This is a genomic window from Tersicoccus mangrovi (assembly GCF_036881825.1).
Taxonomy (GTDB): Bacteria; Actinomycetota; Actinomycetes; order Actinomycetales; family Micrococcaceae; genus Tersicoccus; species Tersicoccus mangrovi.
In genome coordinates, this window is the sequence record NZ_JBAJMW010000005.1 from 190,763 (window position 1) to 213,785 (window position 23,023).

Annotated in this window: 22 protein-coding genes; 11 read left to right on the forward strand and 11 right to left on the reverse strand. The window is 72.8% G+C overall.

Going from position 1 to position 23,023, the window contains the following annotated elements:
- Positions 1 to 103: 103 nt before the first annotated feature.
- Positions 104 to 1,231 carry a lipid II:glycine glycyltransferase FemX gene (locus tag V6N00_RS11490; RefSeq protein ID WP_334232482.1) on the reverse strand — a complete coding sequence of 376 codons (1,128 nt, stop codon included), beginning with the start codon at positions 1,229 to 1,231 and terminating at the stop codon, positions 104 to 106.
- 196 nt (positions 1,232 to 1,427) lie between these two features.
- Positions 1,428 to 2,462 (reverse strand): class II fructose-bisphosphatase, encoded by a 1,035-nt coding sequence (glpX, locus tag V6N00_RS11495; RefSeq protein ID WP_334232736.1) that lies wholly within the window; start codon positions 2,460 to 2,462, stop codon positions 1,428 to 1,430.
- 229 nt (positions 2,463 to 2,691) lie between these two features.
- Between glpX and V6N00_RS11500 the strand changes: the two genes are divergently transcribed.
- From V6N00_RS11500 to V6N00_RS11510, 3 genes are all read left to right on the forward strand, one after another.
- Positions 2,692 to 3,333, forward strand: a complete 642-nt coding sequence (locus V6N00_RS11500) for a DUF4245 domain-containing protein (protein ID WP_334232484.1) — start codon at positions 2,692 to 2,694, stop codon at positions 3,331 to 3,333.
- A 40-nt stretch (positions 3,334 to 3,373) separates the two neighbouring features.
- Positions 3,374 to 4,024, forward strand: coding sequence for a carbonic anhydrase (locus V6N00_RS11505; RefSeq protein ID WP_416385078.1), 651 nt, complete (start codon positions 3,374 to 3,376; stop codon positions 4,022 to 4,024).
- Between the two features lie 86 nt (positions 4,025 to 4,110).
- Positions 4,111 to 5,526, forward strand: a complete 1,416-nt coding sequence (locus tag V6N00_RS11510; protein ID WP_334232488.1) for a class II fumarate hydratase — start codon at positions 4,111 to 4,113, stop codon at positions 5,524 to 5,526.
- A gap of 100 nt (positions 5,527 to 5,626) precedes the next feature.
- Here V6N00_RS11510 and V6N00_RS11515 read toward each other — a convergent pair whose 3' ends face one another.
- Positions 5,627 to 6,103, reverse strand: coding sequence for an NUDIX hydrolase (locus tag V6N00_RS11515; protein ID WP_334232490.1), 477 nt, complete (start codon positions 6,101 to 6,103; stop codon positions 5,627 to 5,629).
- Positions 6,104 to 6,215: 112 nt separating this feature from the next.
- Between V6N00_RS11515 and V6N00_RS11520 the strand changes: the two genes are divergently transcribed.
- Complete coding sequence (locus V6N00_RS11520) at positions 6,216 to 7,961, forward strand: pyruvate dehydrogenase (protein WP_334232492.1); 1,746 nt, start codon at positions 6,216 to 6,218, stop codon at positions 7,959 to 7,961.
- A 12-nt stretch (positions 7,962 to 7,973) separates the two neighbouring features.
- On the opposite strand, the gene V6N00_RS11525 is transcribed toward V6N00_RS11520, so the two are convergent.
- Complete coding sequence (locus V6N00_RS11525; RefSeq protein WP_334232493.1) at positions 7,974 to 8,498, reverse strand: A24 family peptidase; 525 nt, start codon at positions 8,496 to 8,498, stop codon at positions 7,974 to 7,976.
- 206 nt (positions 8,499 to 8,704) lie between these two features.
- Between V6N00_RS11525 and V6N00_RS11530 the strand changes: the two genes are divergently transcribed.
- From V6N00_RS11530 to V6N00_RS11540, 3 genes are read left to right on the forward strand one after another with little or no spacing between them, the layout of a single operon-like run.
- Positions 8,705 to 9,472: a hypothetical protein gene (locus V6N00_RS11530; RefSeq protein WP_334232495.1), complete on the forward strand. Its 768-nt coding sequence runs from the start codon at positions 8,705 to 8,707 to the stop codon at positions 9,470 to 9,472.
- Positions 9,469 to 10,113, forward strand: a complete 645-nt coding sequence (locus tag V6N00_RS11535) for a rhomboid family intramembrane serine protease (RefSeq protein ID WP_334232497.1) — start codon at positions 9,469 to 9,471, stop codon at positions 10,111 to 10,113. The genes V6N00_RS11530 and V6N00_RS11535 overlap by 4 nt, the downstream gene beginning before the upstream one ends.
- Positions 10,103 to 11,215: a M20/M25/M40 family metallo-hydrolase gene (locus tag V6N00_RS11540; RefSeq protein ID WP_334232499.1), complete on the forward strand. Its 1,113-nt coding sequence runs from the start codon at positions 10,103 to 10,105 to the stop codon at positions 11,213 to 11,215. Before V6N00_RS11535 ends, V6N00_RS11540 begins: the two co-directional genes overlap by 11 nt.
- Positions 11,216 to 11,271: 56 nt before the next feature.
- Here the strand turns inward: V6N00_RS11540 and V6N00_RS11545 are convergent, their stop codons facing one another.
- Positions 11,272 to 12,591, reverse strand: coding sequence for a PhoH family protein (locus tag V6N00_RS11545; protein ID WP_334232737.1), 1,320 nt, complete (start codon positions 12,589 to 12,591; stop codon positions 11,272 to 11,274).
- 486 nt (positions 12,592 to 13,077) lie between these two features.
- Complete coding sequence (locus tag V6N00_RS11550; protein WP_334232500.1) at positions 13,078 to 13,860, reverse strand: isoprenyl transferase; 783 nt, start codon at positions 13,858 to 13,860, stop codon at positions 13,078 to 13,080.
- 145 nt (positions 13,861 to 14,005) lie between these two features.
- Between V6N00_RS11550 and trhA the strand changes: the two genes are divergently transcribed.
- Positions 14,006 to 14,752: a PAQR family membrane homeostasis protein TrhA gene (gene trhA, locus V6N00_RS11555; RefSeq protein ID WP_416385079.1), complete on the forward strand. Its 747-nt coding sequence runs from the start codon at positions 14,006 to 14,008 to the stop codon at positions 14,750 to 14,752.
- 134 nt (positions 14,753 to 14,886) lie between these two features.
- A complete protein-coding gene (locus V6N00_RS11560) occupies positions 14,887 to 15,198 on the forward strand; it encodes a hypothetical protein (protein WP_334232502.1) in 312 nt (103 codons plus the stop codon).
- 36 nt (positions 15,199 to 15,234) lie between these two features.
- Here the strand turns inward: V6N00_RS11560 and V6N00_RS11565 are convergent, their stop codons facing one another.
- The 3 genes from V6N00_RS11565 to mca all read right to left on the reverse strand — a co-directional run bounded on the left by V6N00_RS11565 (position 15,235) and on the right by mca (position 18,870).
- Positions 15,235 to 17,427: a thioredoxin domain-containing protein gene (locus V6N00_RS11565; RefSeq protein ID WP_334232504.1), complete on the reverse strand. Its 2,193-nt coding sequence runs from the start codon at positions 17,425 to 17,427 to the stop codon at positions 15,235 to 15,237.
- Positions 17,424 to 17,789, reverse strand: coding sequence for a hypothetical protein (locus V6N00_RS11570; RefSeq protein ID WP_334232506.1), 366 nt, complete (start codon positions 17,787 to 17,789; stop codon positions 17,424 to 17,426). The genes V6N00_RS11565 and V6N00_RS11570 overlap by 4 nt, the downstream gene beginning before the upstream one ends.
- 163 nt (positions 17,790 to 17,952) lie before the next feature.
- Entirely contained in the window at positions 17,953 to 18,870 is a 918-nt protein-coding gene (gene mca / locus V6N00_RS11575; protein WP_334232739.1) for a mycothiol conjugate amidase Mca, read from the reverse strand.
- Between the two features lie 230 nt (positions 18,871 to 19,100).
- On the opposite strand from mca, the gene V6N00_RS11580 reads away from it, so the two are divergent.
- Together V6N00_RS11580 and greA are read left to right on the forward strand one after the other, a co-directional pair.
- Positions 19,101 to 19,517: a DUF4307 domain-containing protein gene (locus tag V6N00_RS11580; RefSeq protein WP_334232508.1), complete on the forward strand. Its 417-nt coding sequence runs from the start codon at positions 19,101 to 19,103 to the stop codon at positions 19,515 to 19,517.
- A gap of 273 nt (positions 19,518 to 19,790) precedes the next feature.
- Positions 19,791 to 20,285: a transcription elongation factor GreA gene (gene greA, locus V6N00_RS11585; RefSeq protein ID WP_334232510.1), complete on the forward strand. Its 495-nt coding sequence runs from the start codon at positions 19,791 to 19,793 to the stop codon at positions 20,283 to 20,285.
- Between the two features lie 87 nt (positions 20,286 to 20,372).
- Here greA and ilvA read toward each other — a convergent pair whose 3' ends face one another.
- Together ilvA and V6N00_RS11595 are read right to left on the reverse strand one after the other, a co-directional pair.
- Complete coding sequence (gene ilvA / locus V6N00_RS11590) at positions 20,373 to 21,620, reverse strand: threonine ammonia-lyase (RefSeq protein ID WP_334232512.1); 1,248 nt, start codon at positions 21,618 to 21,620, stop codon at positions 20,373 to 20,375.
- Positions 21,617 to 22,957, reverse strand: a complete 1,341-nt coding sequence (locus tag V6N00_RS11595; protein ID WP_334232514.1) for an AI-2E family transporter — start codon at positions 22,955 to 22,957, stop codon at positions 21,617 to 21,619. Before V6N00_RS11595 ends, ilvA begins: the two co-directional genes overlap by 4 nt.
- Positions 22,958 to 23,023: the final 66 nt, after the last annotated feature.

Sequence of the window (23,023 nt, forward strand, 5' to 3'; positions counted from 1 at the left end):
ACCCAGGCGTCGCTTCCCGGCGCGCGAACCGGTGCCACCGTCCCGCGGGACGGACATGGGCATCAGCGCGCGAACCGGTGCCACCGTCCGCGCCGGGCCGGAATCAGCGTCCGGAGCGGGAACGCACCTTCGCCACCAGCGAGCGGGCTGCGGGCACGGCACCCTCGACGGCGCGTCGCCCGGCCGGGAGGGCTTCCTTGATGGCGCGGCGACCGCGGGTGACGGCCTTGCGGGCGAGCGGCATGGCCCGCGCATAGACCGGGTAGAACGGCGACAAGGGCAGCTCCCACGTGCCGGTGAGCTGATCCTCGTGCTGCGCGAACTGCTTCTTGAAGTCGGAGATGCCGTCGTTGAGCAGACCGTTCAAGTCGTACCGGGTGCACCCGTCGGCCTTCATCTCGGTGAACGCCGCCCACTTGACCCCGTAGTTGGCGCGCGCCTTCTGGCCGGCGGGCGACACCCCGCCGTACAGCTCGAACGCGGTCGAGCCGCTGCGGGCGATCCACACGAAGGCGATCGGCTCGCCGTCGTCGAACGCGGCCACGATCGGCGAGTTGTCCCCGAGGAAGCGCCAGATGTCCCGGTAGTACTGATCGGAGTGGATGCCGAACCCGGCGCGGGCCGCCGTCTCGCGGTAGATGGTGAGGATCTTCTCCAGCTCGGCCTCGGTGGCGACGCGGCGGAACTCGAGCTCGCTGCGGAGGTTCTTGCGCACGTTGGCGCGCGTGGTGCGGTGCATCGCGGCCATCAGCTCGTCCTCGCTGAGCGTCAGGTCGAGGATCAGGGTGCGCGGGATGAGGATCGTGGAGTCGGTGCGGCGGAAGCCGGCCCCGGTCAGGCGCTGCTCGCCGGGCGATCCGGCCTCCCAGTCCGGTTCGACGACGAGCGCGACGGAGCCGCGGGTGGCCTTGACGTGGGCGGCGACGGCCTCAAGGACGTCAGCCGCGCGTGCCGGGTCGCCCACGGGCCCCCGGGAGACGTAGGCCAGCGAGCGCAGCGGCCACGGCAGGGCGCGGTAGGCCACCTCGGCGGCGCCGTACGCGGTGGAGGGACCTGCTCCCAGGTCGGCCTCGGGATCGGTGACGAGCAGCCGCTCGACCTCCCACCCGTGAGCTGCCTTGACCTCACCCCAGCCCCACAGCTGCAGGGGGTGTCCGCCGAGCGCCTCGACGGTCGCGTCCCAGGCGTTCCGGTCCTCGATCGGGGTGACGGTCGCGCGGTTCTGGCTCACTGCTCTCCTGGCGGGCTCGACGGAACGGCGGCCGTTCAGGGCCGCCCGGGCGGCATCCAGCCTATGTCACGCGGGGCCCGGCGAGCCCACGGACGGCCACGGACGGTTCGCGACGGGCCGCCCGATCACCGGCCCCAGCACCCGCAGGGTCGAGGAGCGATCGGCCCGGCGAGGCTCCCGCCGGGCCGTGTCCGGCTCAGCGGGAGTAGTCGGTCCACTTCTCGGCCTGGTGCTCGGCCTCGACGAACCGGATGGTGCCGGACTTGGAGCGCATCACGATCGACTGGGTGCGCACCGTGTTCTTGCTGTACCGCACGCCGCGCAGCAGGTCGCCGTTGGTGATGCCGGTGGCCGCGAAGTAGCAGTTGTCGCTCGTGACCAGGTCGTCGGTCATCAGCACGGCGTCAAGGTCGTGCCCGGCATCGATCGCCTTCTGCCGTTCCTCGTCGCTGGTCGGGTGCAGCCGGCCCTGGATGGCGCCGCCGAGGGTCTTCAGCGCGCACGCGGCGACGATGCCCTCCGGGGTGCCGCCGACGCCCATCAGCGCGTCCACGCCGGTGCCCTCGCGGGCCGCGGCAATGGCGCCGGCGACGTCGCCGTCGACGATGAACTTGGTGCGGGCGCCCGCGTCGCGGATCTCCTTCACCAGCGGCTTGTGCCGCTCGCGGTCCAGGACCATGACGGTGACCTGGCTGATGCTCTTGCCCAGGGACTTGGCGATCAAGTGCAGGTTCTGCTTGACCGGCAGCCGCAGGTCGACCATCTCGGCCGCCTCGGGCCCGGTGACGAGCTTGTCCATGTAGAACACGGCGGACGGGTCGTACATCGAGCCGCGCTCGGCGACGGCGAGCACCGCGAGCGCGTTGTCCATACCCAGCGCCGTCAGCCGGGTGCCGTCGATCGGGTCGACCGCGACGTCGACCTCGGGGCCGGAGCCGTCGCCGACGTGCTCCCCGTTGAAGAGCATGGGCGCCTCGTCCTTCTCGCCCTCGCCGATGACGACGACGCCGTTGAAGCGCACCGAGTGCAGGAACGAGCGCATCGCATCCACCGCGGCACCGTCGGCCTTGTTCTTGTCGCCGATGCCGACCCAGAAGCCGCCGGCGATGGCCGCGGCCTCGGTCACGCGCACCAGCTCGAGGGCGAGGTTGCGGTCCGGCTCGCGGTCCGTGGTGGCCAGCGTCGGGGACAGCTCGGAGAACCGGTGGTCCGAGTGGTGCGGCTGCGACAGGGCCTCGACGACCGAGGGGGCGACGTCGGCCGGGGTCTGCGTGGCGCTGCTCTCGGTCGGGGGCGTCGGCGTATCGGTGGTCTTCTCGGACACGGTGACCTCATCTTCGAGTGATCGGTTCTTCGTCCAGCGGACGTTGTCGATCCTACCCATCGGGCCGGTCCGGGCGGCTTCCGTGACGGCGGGCGTCCGGACCGCAGCACCGCGCCGATGCGGCAGGATGGAGGGTGTGAGTTCCCCCGATCCGGCCCCGCGCGAACCCGCGGTGCTCAGCGCCGCGCAGGCGAAGCGGATGCGTTCCTCCGTCACCGGCCTGCTCATCGCGCTGGCCGTGACACTGGCCGTCATCATCCCCGTGCTGCTGATCAGTCCGGGTCAGCGGGCGGAGACCTACCGGCCCGCCGTCGACGTCCCCGGCATCGCCGCGCAGGCCGCGCCGGCCGCGGGATTCCGGCCGGTCTCGGTGATGCCGTCCGGCTGGAGCGCCAACTACGCGCGGTTCAACGCCGGCGGCACGTCGGGCGTGCCGAGCTGGGAGATCGGGTACGTCAGCGGCGACCAGCAGTTCATCGCCCTGACCCAGGCCTCCGCGACGAAGGCCAACCCGACGTGGGTCGCCCAGACGACGGACAACGCGCCCGTCACCTCGGACCGCACGGTCTCCGGACAGCGGTTCGAGCTGCGGGACAAGAGCGGCACGAAGTCGCTCATCGCCACGGTCGGCGGCTCGACCGTGATCCTGCGCGGCCAGGCGTCCGACGCCGCCCTGACCGCCCTCGCCGCCGCCGTCGTGGCGGACCTGCGGGGCCGCGGCACGGCCGCCCCGACGAGCTCGGCGAGCGCCTCGCCGTCGGCCGCCCCGACCTCCTGAGGCCGCCGTCACACGGTCAGGGCCGCGGCGGCGACTCGATATGCTGGCACCCGTGACGTCTCCCTCCAGTTCCGGTCAGGTCGGCCCTGCCGAAGCCTGGCAGCGACTCGCGGACGGCAACCAGCGGTTCGTCTCCGACCAGTCGCGTCACCCGAACCAGGACGCCGCGCGGCGCACCGCTCTGGTCAACGCCCAGCATCCGTTCGCCGTCATCTTCGGTTGCGCCGACTCCCGCCTGGCCGCCGAGATCATCTTCGACGTGGGCCTCGGTGACGTGTTCGTCGTCCGCACGGCCGGCCAGGTGATCGACGACGCCGTGCTCGGGTCCCTCGAGTACTCGGTCGCGGTGCTCAGCGTGCCCCTGATCGTGGTCCTCGGCCACGACAGCTGCGGCGCCGTGACGGCCACCCGCGACGCCGTCGAGAGCGGCGAGATGCCGCCCGGCTTCATCCGCGACCTCGTCGAGCGCATCACCCCGTCCGTGCTGACCGCCAAGCGCGAGGGCAACGACGACCTGACCGCGATGATCGACGAGCACGTCCGCCAGACCTCGACCCGCCTCGCGGAGAGCTCCCGCGTGATCGCCGACGCCATCGACGCGGGCCGCACCGCCGTCGTCGGCGTCAGCTACGGCCTCGAGGACGGCACCGCGAGCGTCGTGTCCACGACGATGCCGCTGACCGCGGGCTGATCAGGCCCCGGGCCCTCCCTTCCGACCCGCCCGATCGCCACGACGCCGACCGGGTCACCACCCACCGCCACCACGAGGAGACACCGGTGTCCGACACCCCCGAGTACCGCATCGAACACGACACGATGGGCGAGGTCCGCGTGCCGGTCAACGCCCTGTACCGGGCGCAGACCCAGCGGGCCGTCGAGAACTTCCCCATCTCCGGCAAGACGCTCGAGCGCAAGCACATCGAGGCACTCGCCCTGATCAAGAAGGCCGCCGCCCGCGCGAACGCGGAGCTCGGGGTGCTGGACGGCGACCTGGCCGACGCCATCGCCGACGCCGCCGACCAGGTCGCCTCCGGCGCGTACGACGGCGACTTCCCCATCGACGTGTTCCAGACCGGGTCGGGCACCTCGTCGAACATGAACACCAACGAGGTGATCGCCGAGCTCGCGACCCGCGCTCTCAAGGCCGGCGGCTCGGACAAGACGGTCCACCCGAACGACCACGTCAACGCGTCGCAGTCCTCCAACGACGTGTTCCCCACCTCGGTGCACGTGGCCGCGACCAGCGCCCTGCTGAACGACCTGATCCCGGCCCTGACCTACCTCGACGCGTCGCTCGGCCGGAAGGCGGAGGCGTTCAAGGACGTCGTCAAGTCCGGCCGCACCCACCTGATGGACGCGACCCCGGTGACCCTGGGCCAGGAGTTCGGCGGCTACGCCGCACAGGTCCGCTACGGCATCGAGCGCATCGAGGCGTCCCTGCCGCGCGTCGCCGAGGTGCCCCTCGGTGGCACCGCCGTCGGCACCGGCATCAACACCCCGGCGGGCTTCCCGCAGAAGGTCATCGCGATCCTCGCCGAGGAGACCGCTCTGCCGCTGACCGAGGCCCGCAACCACTTCGAGGCGCAGGCCAACCGCGACGGGCTGATCGAGGCGTCCGGCCAGCTGCGCAACATCGCCTACTCGCTGATCAAGATCAACAACGACCTGCGGTGGATGGGCTCGGGCCCCAACACGGGCCTCGGCGAGATCGCCATCCCCGACCTGCAGCCGGGCTCCTCGATCATGCCGGGCAAGGTGAACCCGGTGATCTGCGAGGCCGCGATCCAGGTCGCCGCGCAGGTGATCGGCAACGACACCACGATCGCCCTCTCCTCGACCAACGGCGCGTTCGAGCTGAACGTCGGCATCCCGGTGATGGCCGCCAACCTGCTCGAGTCGATCCGCCTGCTCGCCAACACGGCGCGCGTGATGGCGGACAAGATGATCGACGGCATCGAGGCCAATGTGGAGCGTGCGCGGTTCCTGGCCGAGGCGTCCCCCTCGATCGTCACGCCGCTGAACAAGTACATCGGCTACGAGAACGCCGCGAAGATCGCGAAGAAGGCCGTCGCGGAGGGTTTGACCGTGCGCGAGGCGACCGTGGCCCTGGGCTTCGTCGAGCGCGGCGATCTCACCGAGGAGCAGCTCGACGCGGCCCTGGACGTGACGACGATGACCGGGCCGAACGCCTGACCGTCCCACCACCCAGTACCGCAGACAGCGAACGGCGGCCGGAGGACTCCGGCCGCCGTTCGTGTGTCCGGACGCGCTCCGTGACGGTCCGCGGCGCCCGTCAGTCCCGGGCGAAGACGGGTACGCCGGTCGCCTCGAGCGCCGTGCGCAGCCGCCACCGCTGGTGCGGGGGCACGGACTCGGGCAGGTCGTCGACGGCGAACCAGCCGACGGCGAGCGACTCGTCGTCGCCCACCCGCGCCTCCCCGCTCACGTAGCGGCACCGGAAGGTCAGGTCGAGGAACTGGGCGTGGTCCCCGTTCGGGAAGGTCACCGGGTCGCCCGCACTGATGGAGGCGAGGTGCTCGACGCGGGCGACGACGCCCGTCTCCTCGGCCACCTCCCGGAGGGCGCCGACGGCCGGCTCCTCCCCCGGGTCGAGGATCCCGGTGATCAGGCCCCAGCGCCCGTTGTCCGCGCGCTGGCCGAGCAGCACCCGCCCGTCGTCGTCGAGGACCACCGCACTCACCCCCGGCATCCAGATCAGGTCGTTGCCGAGCTTCTGACGCATGGTGAGGATGAAATCCGGGACGGGCATGCTCGCCAGTCTAGGAGCGCGGCCACCGTGAGCCGGGGAATACCGCCCGTGCGGCCGCGGTGTCAGACTGGCAGGCGAGATCACCCGCCGTGCACGAACGGAAGGACACGTCATGGCCCAGAAGCTGGCCGAACAGATCGTCGAGCAACTCATCAACGCCGGGGTCCGCCGGATCTACGGCATCGTCGGGGACAGCCTCAACCCGATCGTCGACGCCGTCCGTGCCAGCGGCGGCTCGGCGAAGGGCGGCATCGACTGGGTCCACGTGCGCCACGAGGAGGCCGCCGCCTTCGCCGCCGCGGCCGACGCCCAGCTGACCGGCCGGCTCGCCGTCTGCGCCGGCTCCTGCGGTCCCGGCAACCTGCACCTGATCAACGGGCTCTACGACGCGAACCGGTCGGGCGCTCCCGTGCTCGCCATCGCCTCGCACATCCCGAGCTCCCAGATCGGGTCCGGCTTCTTCCAGGAGACCCACCCCGATCGGCTGTTCACCGAGTGCAGCGTCTACAGCGAGCTCATCTCGACGCCGGTGCAGTCCCCGCGGGTCGTGCACGCCGCCATCCAGCACGCCCTGGCGCTGCGCGGCGTCTCCGTCATCACCCTGCCCGGCGACATCGCCGACGAGGCGGCCGTCGCCCACGCCCCCGCCCCGGCGACGTTCACGCCCGGCATCCTCTACCCGGACCCCGAGAGCCTGTCGGCGCTGGCCGCCGCGATCGACGCGGCGGAGAAGGTCGCGATCTTCGCCGGTGCCGGCGTCGCCGGCGCGCACGATGCCGTCATCGACCTCGCCGCGAAGCTCAAGGCCCCCGTCGGGCACTCCCTGCGCGGCAAGGACTTCATCCAGTACAACAACCCCTACGACGTCGGCATGACCGGCCTGCTCGGGTACGGCGCCGCGGCGGAGGGCATCCACGACGCGGACCTGCTCATCCTGCTCGGCACGGACTTCCCGTACGACCAGTTCCTGCCCGACACGAGGACCGCGCAGGTGGACCGCGCGGCCGAGCACATCGGGCGGCGCACCGACGTCGACGTCGCCGTCAACGCGGACGTGCTGCCCACGCTCGAGGCGCTCCTGCCGCTGGTCCAGGAGAAGACGTCCAGCCGGTTCCTCGACGCAACGCTGAAGCGGCACGACAAGCTGATGAACAAGGCCGTCGGCGCCTACACGCGGCGGGCCGACCGGCTCGTGCCGATCCACCCGGAGTACGCGGCGTCGCTGCTGGACCAGGTGGCCGACGACGACGCAATCTTCACCGCCGACACCGGCATGGGCAACGTGTGGACCGCCCGGTACATCAACCCGCTCGGCACCCGCCGGCTGATCGGCTCGTACCTGCACGGGTCCATGGCCAACGCGCTGCCGCACGCGATCGGCGCGCAGGTGGCGTTCCCGGACCGGCAGGTGATCGCGGTCTCCGGCGACGGCGGCCTGTCGATGCTGCTCGGCGAGCTGATCACCGTCGCCGCGTACCGGCTGCCGGTCAAGGTCGTCGTGTTCAACAACTCGACCCTCGGGATGGTCAAGCTGGAGATGCTCGTCGACGGACTGCCCGACTTCGGGGTGGACGTGCCGATGGTCGACTTCGCGGCCCTCGCGGCGAGCCTCGGCTTCCACACCGTGCGCGTCGAGGACCCGAAGGACATCGAGCAGACGTACCGCGAGGCCTTCGCGTACGACGGGCCGGCGCTCGTGGACATCGTGACCGATCCCAACGCCCTGTCGATCCCGCCGAAGATCACCTCGGAGCAGGTGTTCGGGTTCGCGACGGCGATCAGCAAGGTGGTGCTCAACCGGGGTGCGGGCGAGGCCGTGAGCATGGCCCGCTCGAACCTGCGCAACCTCCCCCGCTGAGTCCCGGACCCGTCAGGCGGCGGGCACGACGACGAGGGCGAGCACGGCCCCGGCGAGCATGAACGGCCCGAACGGGATGGCCGTGCGCCAACGTGCCCGCCCGGTCAACAGCAGGACCGCGCCGCCCACCCCACCGAGGAGGAAGGCGAGCATCGTGCCGGCGGCCACGTGCGCCCACCCGGCCGCGCCGAGGTGCAGGCCGAGCAGCCCCGCGAGCTTGACGTCGCCGAAACCCATGCCGGGCGGGTGGACGATCCGCAGCAGCAGGTAGCCGGCGAACAGCGCGGCCCCCGCGGCCAGGGTGCGCAGCATGGCGCCGACGCCGCCCGCCTCCGGACCGGCGATGGTGAACGCCGCGACCCACAGCAGCGCCGACACCGCGACACCGGGCAGCAGGAGCCGATCCGGGAGCCGGTGCTCGCGCACGTCGACGACGGTCAGCACCACGGCCAGCGCGAGCAGCCCGGCGCACGCCAGCGTCGCCAGCACCCCGGCCACCGGGTGCGCCGCCGCCAGGTCAGCGAGCCGGCCCAGCACGATGCCCCCACAGAATCACCCATGTCTCCCCCGACATGAGCCGCAGCCTACCGGCAGGGCCGCGGGGCAGAGCCGGACGCGAGCGCACTGTGGACAACCGTGCCGCGCGGTGCCCGGCCCAGATCACCGGAACGGGGCGGCAGCCCAGTCGCGTGACAGCGCACCGAGAGCGGACGGCGTCGAGGCCCGCTGGCTAGACTGCGCTCATGTCCGTCCCCCCGTCGCGGGACCACCCGCCGGACCCCTCACGCGTTCCTGCGGGGCGCTCCGATCCCGGGAATCCTCAGCCCGGCAGTCCCGACCCCACGGCGGCCGCCCGGTTCCGGCGGTTGTGCCGCTCCTCGCCGTGGCGGTGGAGGACCCTGCGCTTCCGGCTGGCGCTGCGCGCCGGCCAAGAGCCCGTCGAGGTCCTCGTCCGTCGGCCCCTCGCGCTGCGCATCGTCGCCCCCGGCGGCACCCTCGTGTTCGCCAGCACTGCCGCCCGCCCGGGCACCGGCAGCTACGCGACCACCGCGCGGCGGTCCTCCTGGCTGATGGCCCCGCACCTGGTCACCCCCGGCCGCGACTCCGACGGACTGGTCCGCCGCCGCCCGGAGGCCGCCTACGGCGAACCCTGGTACGACGACCCGCGCCTCGCCTCCGCGCTGGACCCCGCGCAACTGGCCGGCAATGCCCCGGCCGCCGCGGAACTGCCGCACGCCGAGCCCGTCACCATCCATGCCCTTCGCGACACCGCCCACGAGGGCCGGCCCGCGCTCGAGGCCGTCGTCTCCCCCGGCCACGCCTACCGCGTGGCCGAAGCCGCGGCCGCCCTGCTCGGCCCGGGCCGCAGCACGGTCCGGATCGACGTCGCCACCGGGGTGTGCGTGCTGGTCGAACCGGAGGACGACGACGCCGGCCCCCGCCTGTGGCTGCGGATCCTCGACACGGACGAGTACGCGGGCGACGACGAGTTCGTCGGAGGCACGCCGTGAGCACCGCGGGACTGCCGCCGTCGATGAGGCGGGAACCGGTCGGCCGCGAGCCGACCCTGCGCGAGGAACTGCGCCGGCACACCGCGCGCGTCGTCCTCCCGCCGGTGCTGCTCGTGGCCCTGATGTGGGTGGTCGAGATCGTCGACGTCGTGCTGCCGCTGCGCCTCGACGCCTTCGGGATCCGGCCGCGCCAGCTGGACGGGCTGGGGGGTGTGGTCACCGCTCCGTTCCTCCACCTGGGCTTCGCCCACCTGATCGCCAACAGCGGGGCGTTCCTCGTGCTCGGCGTGCTGGTGGGGCTCGTCAGCGGCCGGTTCTGGACGGTGTTCGCCGGCGTCACCGTCCTCGGCGGCCTCGGCACGTGGCTGATCGGCGGCAGCGGCAGCGTCCACGTGGGGGCGAGCGGCGTCGTCTACGGCTTCGCGGCGTTCCTGCTCGCCTACGGTCTCGCCGCCCGACGGCTCGGCCCGGCCGTCGTCGCCCTCGTCGTCGTGCTGGTCTACGGCGGTCTGGCCGCCGGGGTGCTGCCGCTCAACCCCTTCGTCTCCTGGCAGGGGCACCTGTGCGGCGCCCTCGCCGGCGTCGTCATCGGAGTGCTGCTGGGCCGCCGGGCCCGGACGGCCGTGGACCGTGACCGCTGACGACGGCGTCCGCCCTGACGTCGCGGCCGCACTTCGCGGCGCCGTCGACGCCGGGTTCGGGACGGCCCTGGCGGACCTGACCCGGCTGACCGCGATCCCCGCCATCGCCTGGCCGGGCTTCGACCCCGCCGAGCTGGACCGCAGTGCCGCCCTGACCGTGCGACTGCTGGCGGACTGCGGCCTGGACGACGTGCGGGTGCTGCACGCCGGGCAGGACGGCGACGTCGGCGCCCCGGCGGTGCTGGGCCGCCGGGCAGCCGCGCCGGGTGCACCCACCGTGCTGCTCTACGCCCACCACGACGTGCAGCCGCCCGGACCGGGGGAGCAGTGGACGTCCCCGCCGTTCACGGCCACCCGGCGAGGTGGCCGGCTGCACGGCCGCGGTGTCGCCGACGACAAGGCCGGGATCATGCTGCACGTCGCCGCACTGCGCGCGCTGCACTCGGTGCTGGGCGCGGACCTCCGCCTCGGCGTGACGGTCTTCGTCGAGGGCGAGGAGGAGGCCGGCTCCCCGACCCTGGCCACCTTCCTGGCCGAGCACCGCAAGGCACTCCGGGCCGACGTGGTGGTCGTCGCGGACTCGGGCAACTGGCAGGTCGGGGTCCCGGCCCTGACGACGAGCCTGCGCGGGCTCGTCGACGGTGTCGTCGCGACGGCGAAGATCAGCCTGCGGATCCCGCCGGGCAACGACCCGGAGACGGCGATGGCGGCGCTCGCCCGGCACGTGCGCATCCACGCGCCCTTCGGTGCGCAGGCGACGTTCCGGCCGGGGGCGGCCGGCGCGCCGTACGCGGTCGACCCCGCGCCCCCGGCGGCCCGCGCGATGCACGACGCCATGCATCAGGCGTGGGGACGGCCCGCCGTCGACATGGGCGTCGGCGGCTCCATCCCCGTGGTCGCGGAACTGGCGCGGCTGCTGCCGGACGCGCAGATCCTCATCACCGGCGCGGAGGACCCGGACACCCGTGCCCACGGCATCGACGAGTCCCTCGACGTCGAGGACCTGCGCCGCGGTGTGCTCGCCGAGGCGCTGCTGCTGGCCCGGCTCGACGCCGGCATCGGGACCGGCGACAGCACCGAAAACTCCGACAACCCGGACTGACCCGGACTGGCCCGGATGGACCGGTGGGCGCCCGGTTGCGCGGGCGCCCACCGACCTCAGAGGTCGATGCCCTCGAGCAGCTCGGTGACCAGCGCCGCGATCGGGGACCGCTCGGACCGGGTCAGCGTGATGTGCCCGAACAGCGGGTGGCCCTTGAGCGACTCGACGACGGCGGCGATCCCGTCGTGCCGGCCCACCCGCAGGTTGTCCCGCTGGGCGACGTCGTGCGTGAGCACCACCTTCGAGTTCAGCCCGATCCGGGACAGCACCGTCAGCAGCACGTTCTTCTCGAGCGACTGGGCCTCGTCGACGATCACGAACGCGTCGTGCAGGGACCGTCCGCGGATGTGGGTCAGCGGGAGCACCTCGAGCATCCCCCGGTCGATGACCTCCTCGACGACCTCCTGGGAGACGAGGGCGCCGAGGGTGTCGAAGACGGCCTGGGCCCAGGGACCCATCTTCTCCTGCTCGGAGCCGGGCAGGTAGCCGAGCTCCTGGCCGCCGACCGCGTACAGGGGCCGGAACACGACCACCTTGCGGTGCGCCCGGCGCTCCAGCACGGCCTCGAGACCCGCGCACAGGGCGAGGGCGGACTTGCCCGTGCCGGCGCGACCGCCGAGGGAGACGATGCCGACGGTCTCGTCGAGCAGCATGTCGATCGCGAGGCGCTGCTCGGCGGAGCGGCCGTGCAGGCCGAACACGTCCCGGTCCCCGCGCACCAGCCGCGCGGTCCCGTCCGCCGTGACCCGGCCGAGCGCGGACCCCCGCACCGACGTCAGCACGAGGTTGGTGTTGACGGGGAGCGCGGCCTCGCCGTCGACGGCGTCGAGGGCGACCGGCTCGTGGTCGTACAGCGCCGCCATCTGCGCCTCGTCGAGCGTCACCTCGGCCATGCCGGTCCAGCCCGAGTCCTTGGACTGCTCGTGCAGGTACTCCTCGGCGGCCAGGCCGATGGCCGAGGCCTTGACCCGCATCGGCAGGTCCTTGGAGACGACGGTGACGTTGTGGCCCTCGTCGGCGAGGTTGCGGGCGACGGCGAGGATCCGGGTGTCGTTGTCCCCGAGCCGGAATCCGGCCGGGAGCACCTCGGCGGAGATGTGGTTCAGTTCGACCCGCAGGGTGCCGCCCTGGTCACCGAGCCGGACGGGCTCGTTCAGGGTGCCGTGCGCGATCCGCAGATCGTCGAGCAGGCGCAGCGCCTTGCGCGCGAACCAGCCGAGCTCGGGATCGTGCCGTTTCTTCTCGAGTTCGGTGATGACGACGACGGGCAGCACGACGTCGTGCTCGGCGAAGCTGTAGATCGCGCGGGGGTCCGAGAGCAGCACCGACGTGTCGACGACGATGCACCGCACCGCCGCGTCGGGCTGGTTCTCCAGCGGCCGGTTGCCGCGCGAGGTGCGCGCGGGGCGGACCGGTCGGGTTGCGCCGGCGGTGCCGGCGGCCGGAGCCGCCTGCTCCGGCGTGCCCGTGGGCTCGTCGGTGGACCGCGTGGTGCCGGTGGACTGCGATGACTGCCGTGATGACACGATTCGCTCCCCGCCCCGGGCCGCGACCGCGACCCGGATCGCTCGTCAGGTCGGGTCCGGGACGCTCGGGAGCCGCGCGGGCTCCCCCGTCGCACCACCGTCCGCGGATCCGTCGGGTCGCGCCGGAACAGTGTTCCGCCGGCCCGGACCGGGTCCGAGGATGCAGTGCGTCATCGTGAGCCTCCCGCATCGGGCGGCGGTCGTGCCGCCCGATGCACCGAATGTAGGCCGCGGCAGGTCGACATCCGCGCGCCACGCCGTGGCCGCGACGTGAACAGCACCCGACGAGTTCATGACCGGGCCGACCGGTGCCCGCCCACCCGCGTCACCGTCCCGTCAGGAACCGAAGCGGCGCTGCCGGCGGGCGTAGTCGCGCAGGGCGCGCAGGAAGTCGATGCGCCGGAAGTCCGGCCACAGGGCCTCGCAGAAGTAGAACTCGCTGTAGGCGCTCTGCCACATCAGGAAGCCGGAGAGCCGCTGCTCGCCCGAGGTGCGGATCACGAGGTCCGGGTCGGGCTGGCCGCGGGTGTAGAGGTAGTCGGAGATCTGCTCGACCGAGAGCTCGTCGGCCACGCGGGCCAGGTCCTTGCCCGCGGCGTCGGCGTCGCGCAGCAGCTCGCTGACCGCGTCGACGATCTCCCGCCGGCCGCCGTACCCGACGGCGACGTTCACGTGCAGGCCGTCGGCGTCGCCGGTCCGCTCGGCCAGGGCCCGCAGCCGGGCCGCGAGGTCGGCGGGCAGCACGTCGGGCGCGCCCACCGGGTGCACCCGCACCGTGGGGTCCTCGGCGATCCGGTCCAGCGTGTTGCCGATGATGGCGAGCAGGTCGTCCAGCTCGGCGCTGTCCCGGCTGAGGTTGTCGGTCGAGAGCATGTAGAGCGTGACGACCTTGATGCCGAGCTCGGAGCACCAGCGGAGGAACTGGTGGATCTTGTCGGCGCCCGCCTGGTGGCCGTGCTTCGTCGGCGCCCCGGCCAGGGCGGCCCAGCGGCGGTTGCCGTCGACCATGACGCCGATGTGCTCCGGCAGCGGCGAGCGCATCACCTGCCGGGCGAGCCGCTGCTCGTAGAGGTCGTAGAGGGGGGTCCGCCGCGCCGGCCGCTCGTCCGTTCTGCCCACCGGACCTCCTTCTCCGCCGCCGCTTCTCGTCCTCCCGCCGCGGGAGCGGCGAACCTGTCCACACTATCGCGCACACCGGTACCCACCCCGGGCGGCCGCGCGACGCATGCCGGTCGCATCCAGCCCGTCTCGTTACCATGAGCTCGTGCCCTCTCACCCGGTGACCTCTGCCTCCCCGTCCGGCCCTCCCCCGGGGCGCGCCTCCCGAGACGCGGACTCCTCCCCGGTCGACGCCGCCGTCGGCAAGGTCGCGGAGCTGCTCGAGAAGCCGCGCCTGCGCGGCTGGATCCACCTGGGCATGACGCCGCTGGCCCTGGCGGCCGGCATCGTGCTCGTCGCCCTGGCCCCGACCGCCGGCACGCGCTGGGCGTCCGTCGTCTTCGCCCTGACCGGGGTGCTCCTGTTCGGCACCAGCGCCGCCTACCACCGGGGCAACTGGGCGCCGCGGACGAAGCTGCTGCTCAAGCGGCTGGACCACTCGAACATCTCGCTCGTCATCGCCGGCACCTACACGCCGATCGCGGTGACTCTGCTCAGCCCGTCCCACGGCACCGTGCTGCTGTGGCTGATCTGGTCCCTCGCCGTCGCGGGGGTCGCGTTCCGGGTGCTGTGGACGCACGCGCCGCGCTGGCTGTACGTGCCGATCTACGTGCTGCTCGGCCTGGTCTCGGTCTTCTATCTCGGCGAGTTCTGGGCGGTCAACCCGGCGGTCACGATCCTCATCGGCGTGGGCGGTCTGGCCTACATCGTCGGGGCCGTGTTCTACGGGATCAAGCGACCCAACTTCAGCCCGAACTGGTTCGGATTCCACGAGTTGTTCCACGCCCTCACCGTGGTCGGCTTCACCTGCCACTTCGTGGGCATCATGATGGCGGTCCTCGCCTCCCGATGACGCCACAGGGCCGGCGGCCCCTCCCCCTTGTCGCGGAGCCCGATCCGGGGCAGGATCGCGGCAACTCGTGCGACGGGAGGACGTCGCGCGACGGCCGCACCAGTGAGGGGACTGTGACGATGGACAGCAGGGGCATGGACGACATGGTGATCGGAGCCGACACCAGCACCGACGCGGCGGAGACCACGGCGGAGACGGCGGCAAGGCGCTGCCTGACGTGGGGAATCGTCCTGATCGTCGCCGGAGCGGTCATGGTCTACGGCCTCCCGTACCTCATGCCGCTGATGGCCGAGTCCGCCGGGGAGAGCGCCGCCATCGGCTACGGGGCCGTCAACGTCGTCACCAGCCTCGTCAGCACCCTCCTGATCCCGATGGGCACCACCCTCGTCGGCGCCGCGATCGTCATCCGGGTCCTGGATCCCGCACGGGAACGCCGTCGCGCGTAGTCCGCGTCGCCCGTCCGGTCGGCTCCGGGCGGACCGTCACCGACCCAGCTGCGTGCGCAGCAGGGCCTCCGTCTCGGCGGGCAGGTCGCAGACCATGGTCCGGCACACGTACGCCCGCGCGACGCCGCCCGGGCCGGTGGGCCGGCCACGCAGCAGCGGCACGCGGCTCTCGCGCGCCGAGACCGTGCCGTCCCCGACCGCGAGGACGAGCGCCGGGGCGGGATGGACCGCGGCGACTTTCCGCAGCGCGGACCGCATCGCCGAGTCCTGCCCGACGACGGCGATCTGGGTGGGCCCGGCCGCGAGCACGGTGGCCGCGGCGAGGCCGGCGCCCACCACCTGTGGGGCCTGCACGGCGAGCCGGCCGACGTACCCGATGAGCTGTTCGGCCACCGAGCGGTGCTCCGTGGAGCCGGAGTAGGCCGAGGCGAGGGCGCACGCGAGGGCCAGGGCCGCGGTGCCGCTCGGGACGGCGCCGTCGAGCGGGTCGACCGGAGCCTCACCCGCGAGCGCCGCGGGACCGTCGGACACGCCGTCGCCGTCGCCGGGCGGCACGTCCTGCAGGGCGCCGTCGACGACGAACCGGTCCAGCGCGGCGTTCAGCAGGGCCGTCGCTCGCTCGTACCAGCGGTCGTCGCCCGTCGCGGAGAACAGCGACAGGAACCCGATGACGCACTGGGCGTAGTCCTCGAGCTGCCCCTCCGCGCCGGCAGCACCGGAAGATCCGGCAGCACCGGAGAATCCGTCGGAGCCGGCGGCACCGGCGCCGCCCGCGGACATCCGCGCCAGCACGGGCGCGCCGCTCGTCTCGTCCACGTGCACCCGCCACAGGTAGTCCGCCGCCCGCACGGCGGCGTCCGCGAAGTCGGGCCGGTCCAGGGCGAGGGAGGCCTCGCTCAGCGCCGCGACGGCCATCCCGTTCCAGGCGGCCACGACCTTCTCGTCCCGGCCCGGTTGGGGCCGGGCCCGGCGCGCGCGGCGCAGCGCGGGCCGCACGGCCTCGAACAGCGCCCACTCCTCGCGGTTGAGCTCGAGGCGCGGGTGCAGGGGCCAGCCGTACTCGGTGGGCTGCGGACCCGTGCCGACGTTGAACAGCACGGCCACGTCCTCGGCGTCGTCGCCGACCACGTCGGCCAGCTGCGCCGGCGTCCAGACGTAGGTCAGGCCCTCGAAGTGGTCGCCCGCGAGCTCGGTGTCCGCGTCGAGCGAGGAGGCGAAGCCACCGCCCGGCAGCGCCAGCTCCCGGATCATCCACTCGCCGGTCTCCTCGGCGATCCGCGCCCCGAGATACCCCTCGTGCCGGTGCCGGGCGCCGAGCCTGGACCACTGCAGGTAGACCTGCATGAGCTGGGCGTTGTCGTAGAGCATCTTCTCGAAGTGCGGCAGGGACCAGTCGGCCGTCACCGAGTACCGGGCGAAGCCGCCCTCCACCTGGTCGTACAGGGCGGAGGAGGCCATCGCGGTCAGCTGGTGGGCAAGCAGGTCCTCGGCCGTCTCCGCGGCGTCGCCCCCGTCGGCAGACGTGCCCGTCGAGGCGTACCGGGCGAGGAAGGAGAGCAGCGGGGTGCCGGGGAACTTGGGGGCGCCGCCGAAACCGCCGTGCTCGGTGTCCTCGGTGGCCGCGAGGGCCTCGACCGCCTCGGCGAGCACACCCGGGCGCAGGAGCGAGCCCGTCGCGGTCGTGGCGTCGCCGGTGATGCTGAGCTGGCCGATCAGGTCCCGGTTGATCGCCTGGGCGCGGCCGAGGCTCGCCGCGAGGGACTCGGCGGTCGCCTCGAGCTCGGAGCGGCGCTGCGCCCAGGCCTCCTGGACGGCGACGAGCAGCTGGCTGAACGACGGGCGGCCGGCCACGGGCCGGGGCGGGAAGTAGGTGCCGGCGTAGAAGCAGCGGCCGTCCGCGTCGGTGAACACCGTCATCGGCCATCCGCCCTCGCCGGTGAGGGCCTGGGTGGCGGCCATGTACATGGCGTCGACGTCGGGGTGTTCCTCGCGGTCGACCTTGACGGCGACGAAGTTCGCGTTCAGGTAGGCGGCCACGTTGGCGTCGGCGAAGGACTCCGCGGCCATCACGTGACACCAGTGGCACGCGGCGTAGCCGATGGACACGAGGACGGGCACGTCGCGCTCGGCGGCCGCGGCGAACGCCTCGGGACCCCAGGGCCACCAGTCAACGGGGTTGTCGGCGTGCTGGCGCAGGTAGGTGGAGGCGCTGCCCGCCAGCCGGTTCACCGGTGGGACCGTCCGGGGTCGCCGGTCACGGGTCCGGAACCGCGCCATCCGTCCGCGGGTCCGTCGCCGGCGGGTCCGCCGTCGCCGGCGCCCCCGTCACCGGGTCCGGTGGCCCCCGCGCCGGGTCCCTCACCGCGCTCGGCGGCGGCCATCTCCTCGAGCATCGCGCGGTGCCGGATGCGGCGCAGGCGCTTGTTCATCGACCGGATGAGCAGCAGGCCGGCCACGGCGAGGGCGAAGGTGACGAGGAAGCCGAGGGTGCCGGGGGTGACCTGGTCGAGCGACAGTCCCGGCTTCAGGCCCCCGTTCGCCGGGGTGGGCGTCGGGGTGGGCGTGGCGGCCAGGACGAGGCTGAGGAACATGGGGTCTTTCTCTCGTGCGGTCCCCGGCACGGTACCGGGTCGGGGACGGGGGAACCGCCCGGGCGGGGACTCTCCCGCTGCCTTCCATGGTAGTCGCCGCAACGGACCGGCCCCGAGCCGCCCGTGGCAGGACGGGCTCGGGGCCGGGTCGCTGCGGGTGTCGTCAGGAGGCGCGGTCGGGCTCGATACCGGCGAAGAGATCCGTCTCGGGCAGCTCGGTGGGAACGCGGGAGTCGATCAGCGTGTACTCCTCCCACGGCCACACCTCGCGCTGCAGGTCCAGCCCGGCGGCGAAGAAGAACCCGTCCGGCGCCACCTGCGAGCGGTGGGACTTCAGGGCGGTGTCGCGGGCCTCGAACCAGTCGGCGCACTCGATGCGGGTCGTCGTCTCGTGGGTCAACCCGGGGGGCGGGTTGCCCTCCGCGTCGGTCTGCATGCGCTTGGCGATCCACTCGGCGAAGGGCGACTCGATGCCGCGCGCCTCCATCGCCTCGTGCAGCGTCTGGAAGCGGGCCGGGTTGAAGGCGTGGTCGTAGTACAGCTTCGACGGCGCCCACGCCTCGCCCGTGCCGGAGTACCGGTCGGGGTCGCCGGCAGCGTGGTAGGCCTCGACGGCCACCTTGTGCGCCATGATGTGGTCCGGGTGCGGGTAGCCGCCGTTCTCGTCGTAGCTGACGATGACGTGCGGCCGGAACCGGCGCACGAGGCGCACGAGCGGCGCGGCGGCCCGCTCGAGCGGCATCATCGCGAAGCTGTGCTCGTGCAGGTCCGGCGGCGGGTCCCCCTCGGGCAGCCCGGAGTCGGCGAAGCCGAGCCACTGCTGATCGATGCCGAGCGCCGCGGCGGCGTTCGCCATCTCCACCCGGCGCAGGCCGGGCAGGTCCCGGTGCGCGCGGGGCTCGGACGCGAGCGCCGAGTTGAGGATCGAGCCCTGCTCGCCGCCGGTGCACGTGGCGACCATGACGCCGGCGCCGGCGTGCACGTACTTCGCCATCGTGGCGGCACCCTTGCTGGACTCGTCGTCCGGGTGCGCGTGCACGGTGAGCAGCCGCAGCGAGCCGGGGGGAACGGATTCGGGCACGAAGGACTCCTGGACTTCTCGGGTGGATACGGCGACGCGCGTCGCCTTCTCGTCCGCCGCAAGGCGGGCCGTGGTCACCGGTCCGGGCAGCGTCTTCACGGCGTCGCCACGGCGTCTCCACGGCGTCGCCGGGGACGGAGCCGGGATAGGCTGGACGGGCCGCCGTCGCCGCGCGACACTGCCGCCCGCGCGACCGGCACGATCCACCATCCGCGAATGAGAGCGCCCGCGTGAGCACCCCCGAGTCGATGACCAGTCCCACCTTAGTCACTCGCTACGGAGCGCCCAAGCGACGCCCGGACCGCCGCGGACGGCGCCTGACGATCGTCCTCGGTCTCGTCCTCGCCATCGTCGCCACCGGCATCGTCGCCCTCGTGCTGAACCGCCCGACCCTCACGCCCAAGGACCTCGGCTTCAGCGTCCACGGCCCGTCGTCCATCACCGTCGACTTCGACGTCGCCGTGCCGTCGGGCATGCGCGGCCGCTGCGCGATCCAGGCGCTCGACGAGCGGTTCACCGTGGTCGGCTACACCGAGGTCGACGTCGCGGACACGGATGCCGCTCCCGGCACGGCTCACCGGGTCGGCCTGCGCACCACCTCCCTCGCCGTCAGCGGCGGCGTGGACCGCTGCTGGTCCCTGCCCTGACGCACCTCCCGCGCCCGTGACGCGCACTGTCCACACGGGGGCCCTGATACCGCGTTCGGTACGCCGACTCGGTAGAATGGGCGGAATACGCTTCGCCCCGCTGAATCAGGTGACGGTCGTGACCGGCACCGGCGGGGTTCCTTTTTTGGGGACCACCGACATCACGCCGTCGAGCCCCACCGGACCCGGAGCGACACGCACCGGCCCCCGTGGCCGGCCGACGGCAACCCGCACGACACACCGCACGACGCACCGCACGACAAGGAGTAACGCGTGACCACGAACAGCGCCGCCTCGTCCCCCTGGCTCACCCAGGACGCCTTCGACCGCCTGCAGTCCGAGCTCGAGTACCTCTCGGGCCCGGGACGCGCCGAGATCGTGGCCCGCATCGAGGCGGCCCGCTCGGAGGGTGACCTGAAGGAGAACGGCGGCTATCACGCGGCCAAGGACGAGCAGGGCAAGACCGAGGCCCGCATCCGCCAGCTGACCGAGCTGCTGCGCAACGCGCACGTGGGCGAGGCGCCGGCCGACAACGGCGTCGTCGAGTCCGGCATGGTCGTCACCGCGAAGATCGCCGGCGACGAGGACACGTTCCTCCTCGGCAGCCGCGAGGTCGCCGTCGGCACCGACCTGGACGTGTTCAGCGAGAAGTCCCCGCTCGGCGCCGCCATCCTCGGCCTGAAGAAGGGCGAGTCGACGCACTACACCGCCCCGAACGGCAAGGAGATCTCCGTCGAGATCATCGACGCCAAGCCGTACGCCGGCTGAGACACTCCAGCAGACCACAGCACAGCACACGAACGGCCGGCCACCCCGCGGGGTGACCGGCCGTTTCGTGTATGGCCGAGGGAGAGCTCAGCTGTGGATGACCTGCGGGTCGTAGCCCTCGTCGCGCAGCGCCTGGAGGATCTGCTCGGCGTGCTCGACGCCCTTGGTCTCCATGAAGATCGTGATGGCCACGTCGCCCATGCTGATCGAGCCACCGATGCGGGTGTGGTCGACGCCGGTGACGTTGGCGTCGTTCTCCGCGATGATGCGGGAGATCGTCGCGAGCGAGCCAGGCCGGTCGTTGAGCATGATCCGCACCTGCAGGAAGCGGCCGGCCGCCGAGAGGCCCCGCTGGATCACCTTGAGCATGAGCATCGGGTCGATGTTGCCGCCCGAGAGAACGGGCACCGTGACGCCAGGGTTCTCGATCCGGCCCTCCATGAGGGCGGCCACGCCGACAGCGCCGGCGGGCTCGACGACCATCTTCGAGCGTTCGAGGAGGAACACGAGGGCTCGGGCCAGGGCGTCCTCGCTGACGGTGACGACGTCGTCGACGAGTTCCTTGATGATGGAGAACGGCAGCTGGCCGGGCAGCCCCACAGCGATGCCGTCCGCGATGGTCGAGACCTTCGTCAACGGCACGAGGGCGTCCGCGGCCAGGGACGGCGGGTAGGCGGCGGCGTTCTCGGCCTGGACGCCGATCACGCGGATCTGCCGGCCCTGCCGCGCCGCCTCGTGCTTGAGGGCGACGGCCATGCCCGCGAGCAGGCCTCCCCCGCCGACCCCGACGAGCACCGTCTCCACGTCCGGCACCTGTTCGATGATCTCCAGGCCCACGGTGCCCTGGCCGGCGACGACGTCGACGTTGTCGAAGGGGTGGACGAACATGGCCCCGGACGCGGCGGCGTAGCGCTGCGCCTCGGCGAGGGCCTCGTCGACGGTGCCGCCGTGCAGCACGACCTCCGCGCCGTGGTCCTGGGTGGCCGCGAGCTTGGGCAGCGCGACGCCGAGCGGCATGTAGATCCGTGCCTTGACGCCCAGGTGCTTCGCCGCGACGGCGACGCCCTGCGCGTGGTTGCCGGCCGAGGCGGCGACGACGCCGCGGGAACGCTCCTCGGCGGTGAGCCGGGCCATCCGCGTGTAGGCGCCGCGGACCTTGAAGGAGCCGGCGCGCTGGAGGTTCTCGCACTTCAGGTACACCGGGGACCCGGTGATGCGGGCCAGCGCCCGGGAGTGCTGGATCGGGGTGTTCTCGATCAGCCCCGCCTGCAGCTCACGGGCGGCGAGGACGTCCTCGTACCGGACCCCGAGGTCCGTCGTGCTCGATCTGCTCATCGGTCGTCCCTTCCGGCGTGTGCGGTCGACCCGGCGGCGTCCTCGTCGTGGCGCGGCTCCGCCACGGCACCGGTCTCGGCGTCGGCGGTGTCGGACCCGGTCGCGTTGACCGCGGCGGTCTCCGCGTCGGCACCGGACCGGGCGTTGATGTCGCGCTGGTGCGCGGTGTCGTCGGCGTGCCGGCCGTACCCGTCGGCGTTCGAGCCGGCGAGCAGGGGGTCCGTCTCCCACTGCCGTCCGGCCAGGTACCGCACGACCGTGTTGGCGACGGCGAGCAGCGGGACGGAGAACAGGGCCCCGGCGATCCCGGCCACCATGGATCCGCCGGTGACGGCGAGGACGACGGCGAGCGGGTGCAGGGACACGGCCCGGCCCATGATGAGCGGCTGGAGGATGTGCCCCTCGATCTGCTGGACGAGCAGGACGACGCCGAGCATGATCACGGCCGGCACCGGGCCGAGCGCCACGAGGGCGAGCAGCACGGCGATGCTGCCCGTGACCAGGGCGCCGACGATCGGGATGAACGAGCCGATGAACACGAGCACGGCCAGCGGGATCGCGAGCGGCACCTGGATGATGAGGGCGCCCAGGCCGATGCCGATCGCGTCGATCGCGGCGACGACGATCTGCACGCGCACCCAGGACACCATGGACTGCCAGCCGCGGCGGCCGGCGCCGTCGGCGCCGGGGCGGGCGCGACGCGGCAGCATACCGACGACGAACCGCCAGATCCGGTCGCCGTCGAGCAGGAAGAAGATGAGGGAGAAGATCGTCAGCAGCAGGCCCGCGGCGACGTGGCCGGCGGTACTGCCCAGCGACGCCGCACCCGAGAGCAGGGTGCCGCTGTTGTCCTGCAGGCTCTGCACACCCTGCTGGATGTAGCGGTCCAGGTCGGAGGTCGACAGCTGCAGCGGCCCGGTCTGCAGCCAGCCCATCAGCTGGTCGTACCCGGCGCGAGCCTGGCCCCACAGGGCGGTGATGCCCGTGGCGATCTGCCGTCCGACGAGGGTGAGCGCTCCGACCACGACGACGAGGAAGCCGACCTCGACGATGGCGACCGCGAGCCCCTTGGGCACCCGGTGCCGGTGCAGGTACCGCACGAGCGGGGAGAGCAGGCCCGCGAGCAGGCCGGCGATCATCAGCGGGATGATCAGGACGCTGAAGAAGGAGACCACCCAGGACAGTCCCCACGCGGCCACCACGATGATGGCCAGACGCCAGGACCAGGCCGCGCCGATACGCAGCGCGTACGGCACTTCCTCGTTCGTCGGCTGGAAGGACGGGTCGGGGGGCGTGGTGGCGGGTGTCTCGCCGCGGAGTCCACTGAAGAGTCCCATGCACTCCATCTTCTCCCCTGCCGCCCGGGATCGCTCAATTCACGTCGTCCGGTGGCGCGGGCCACC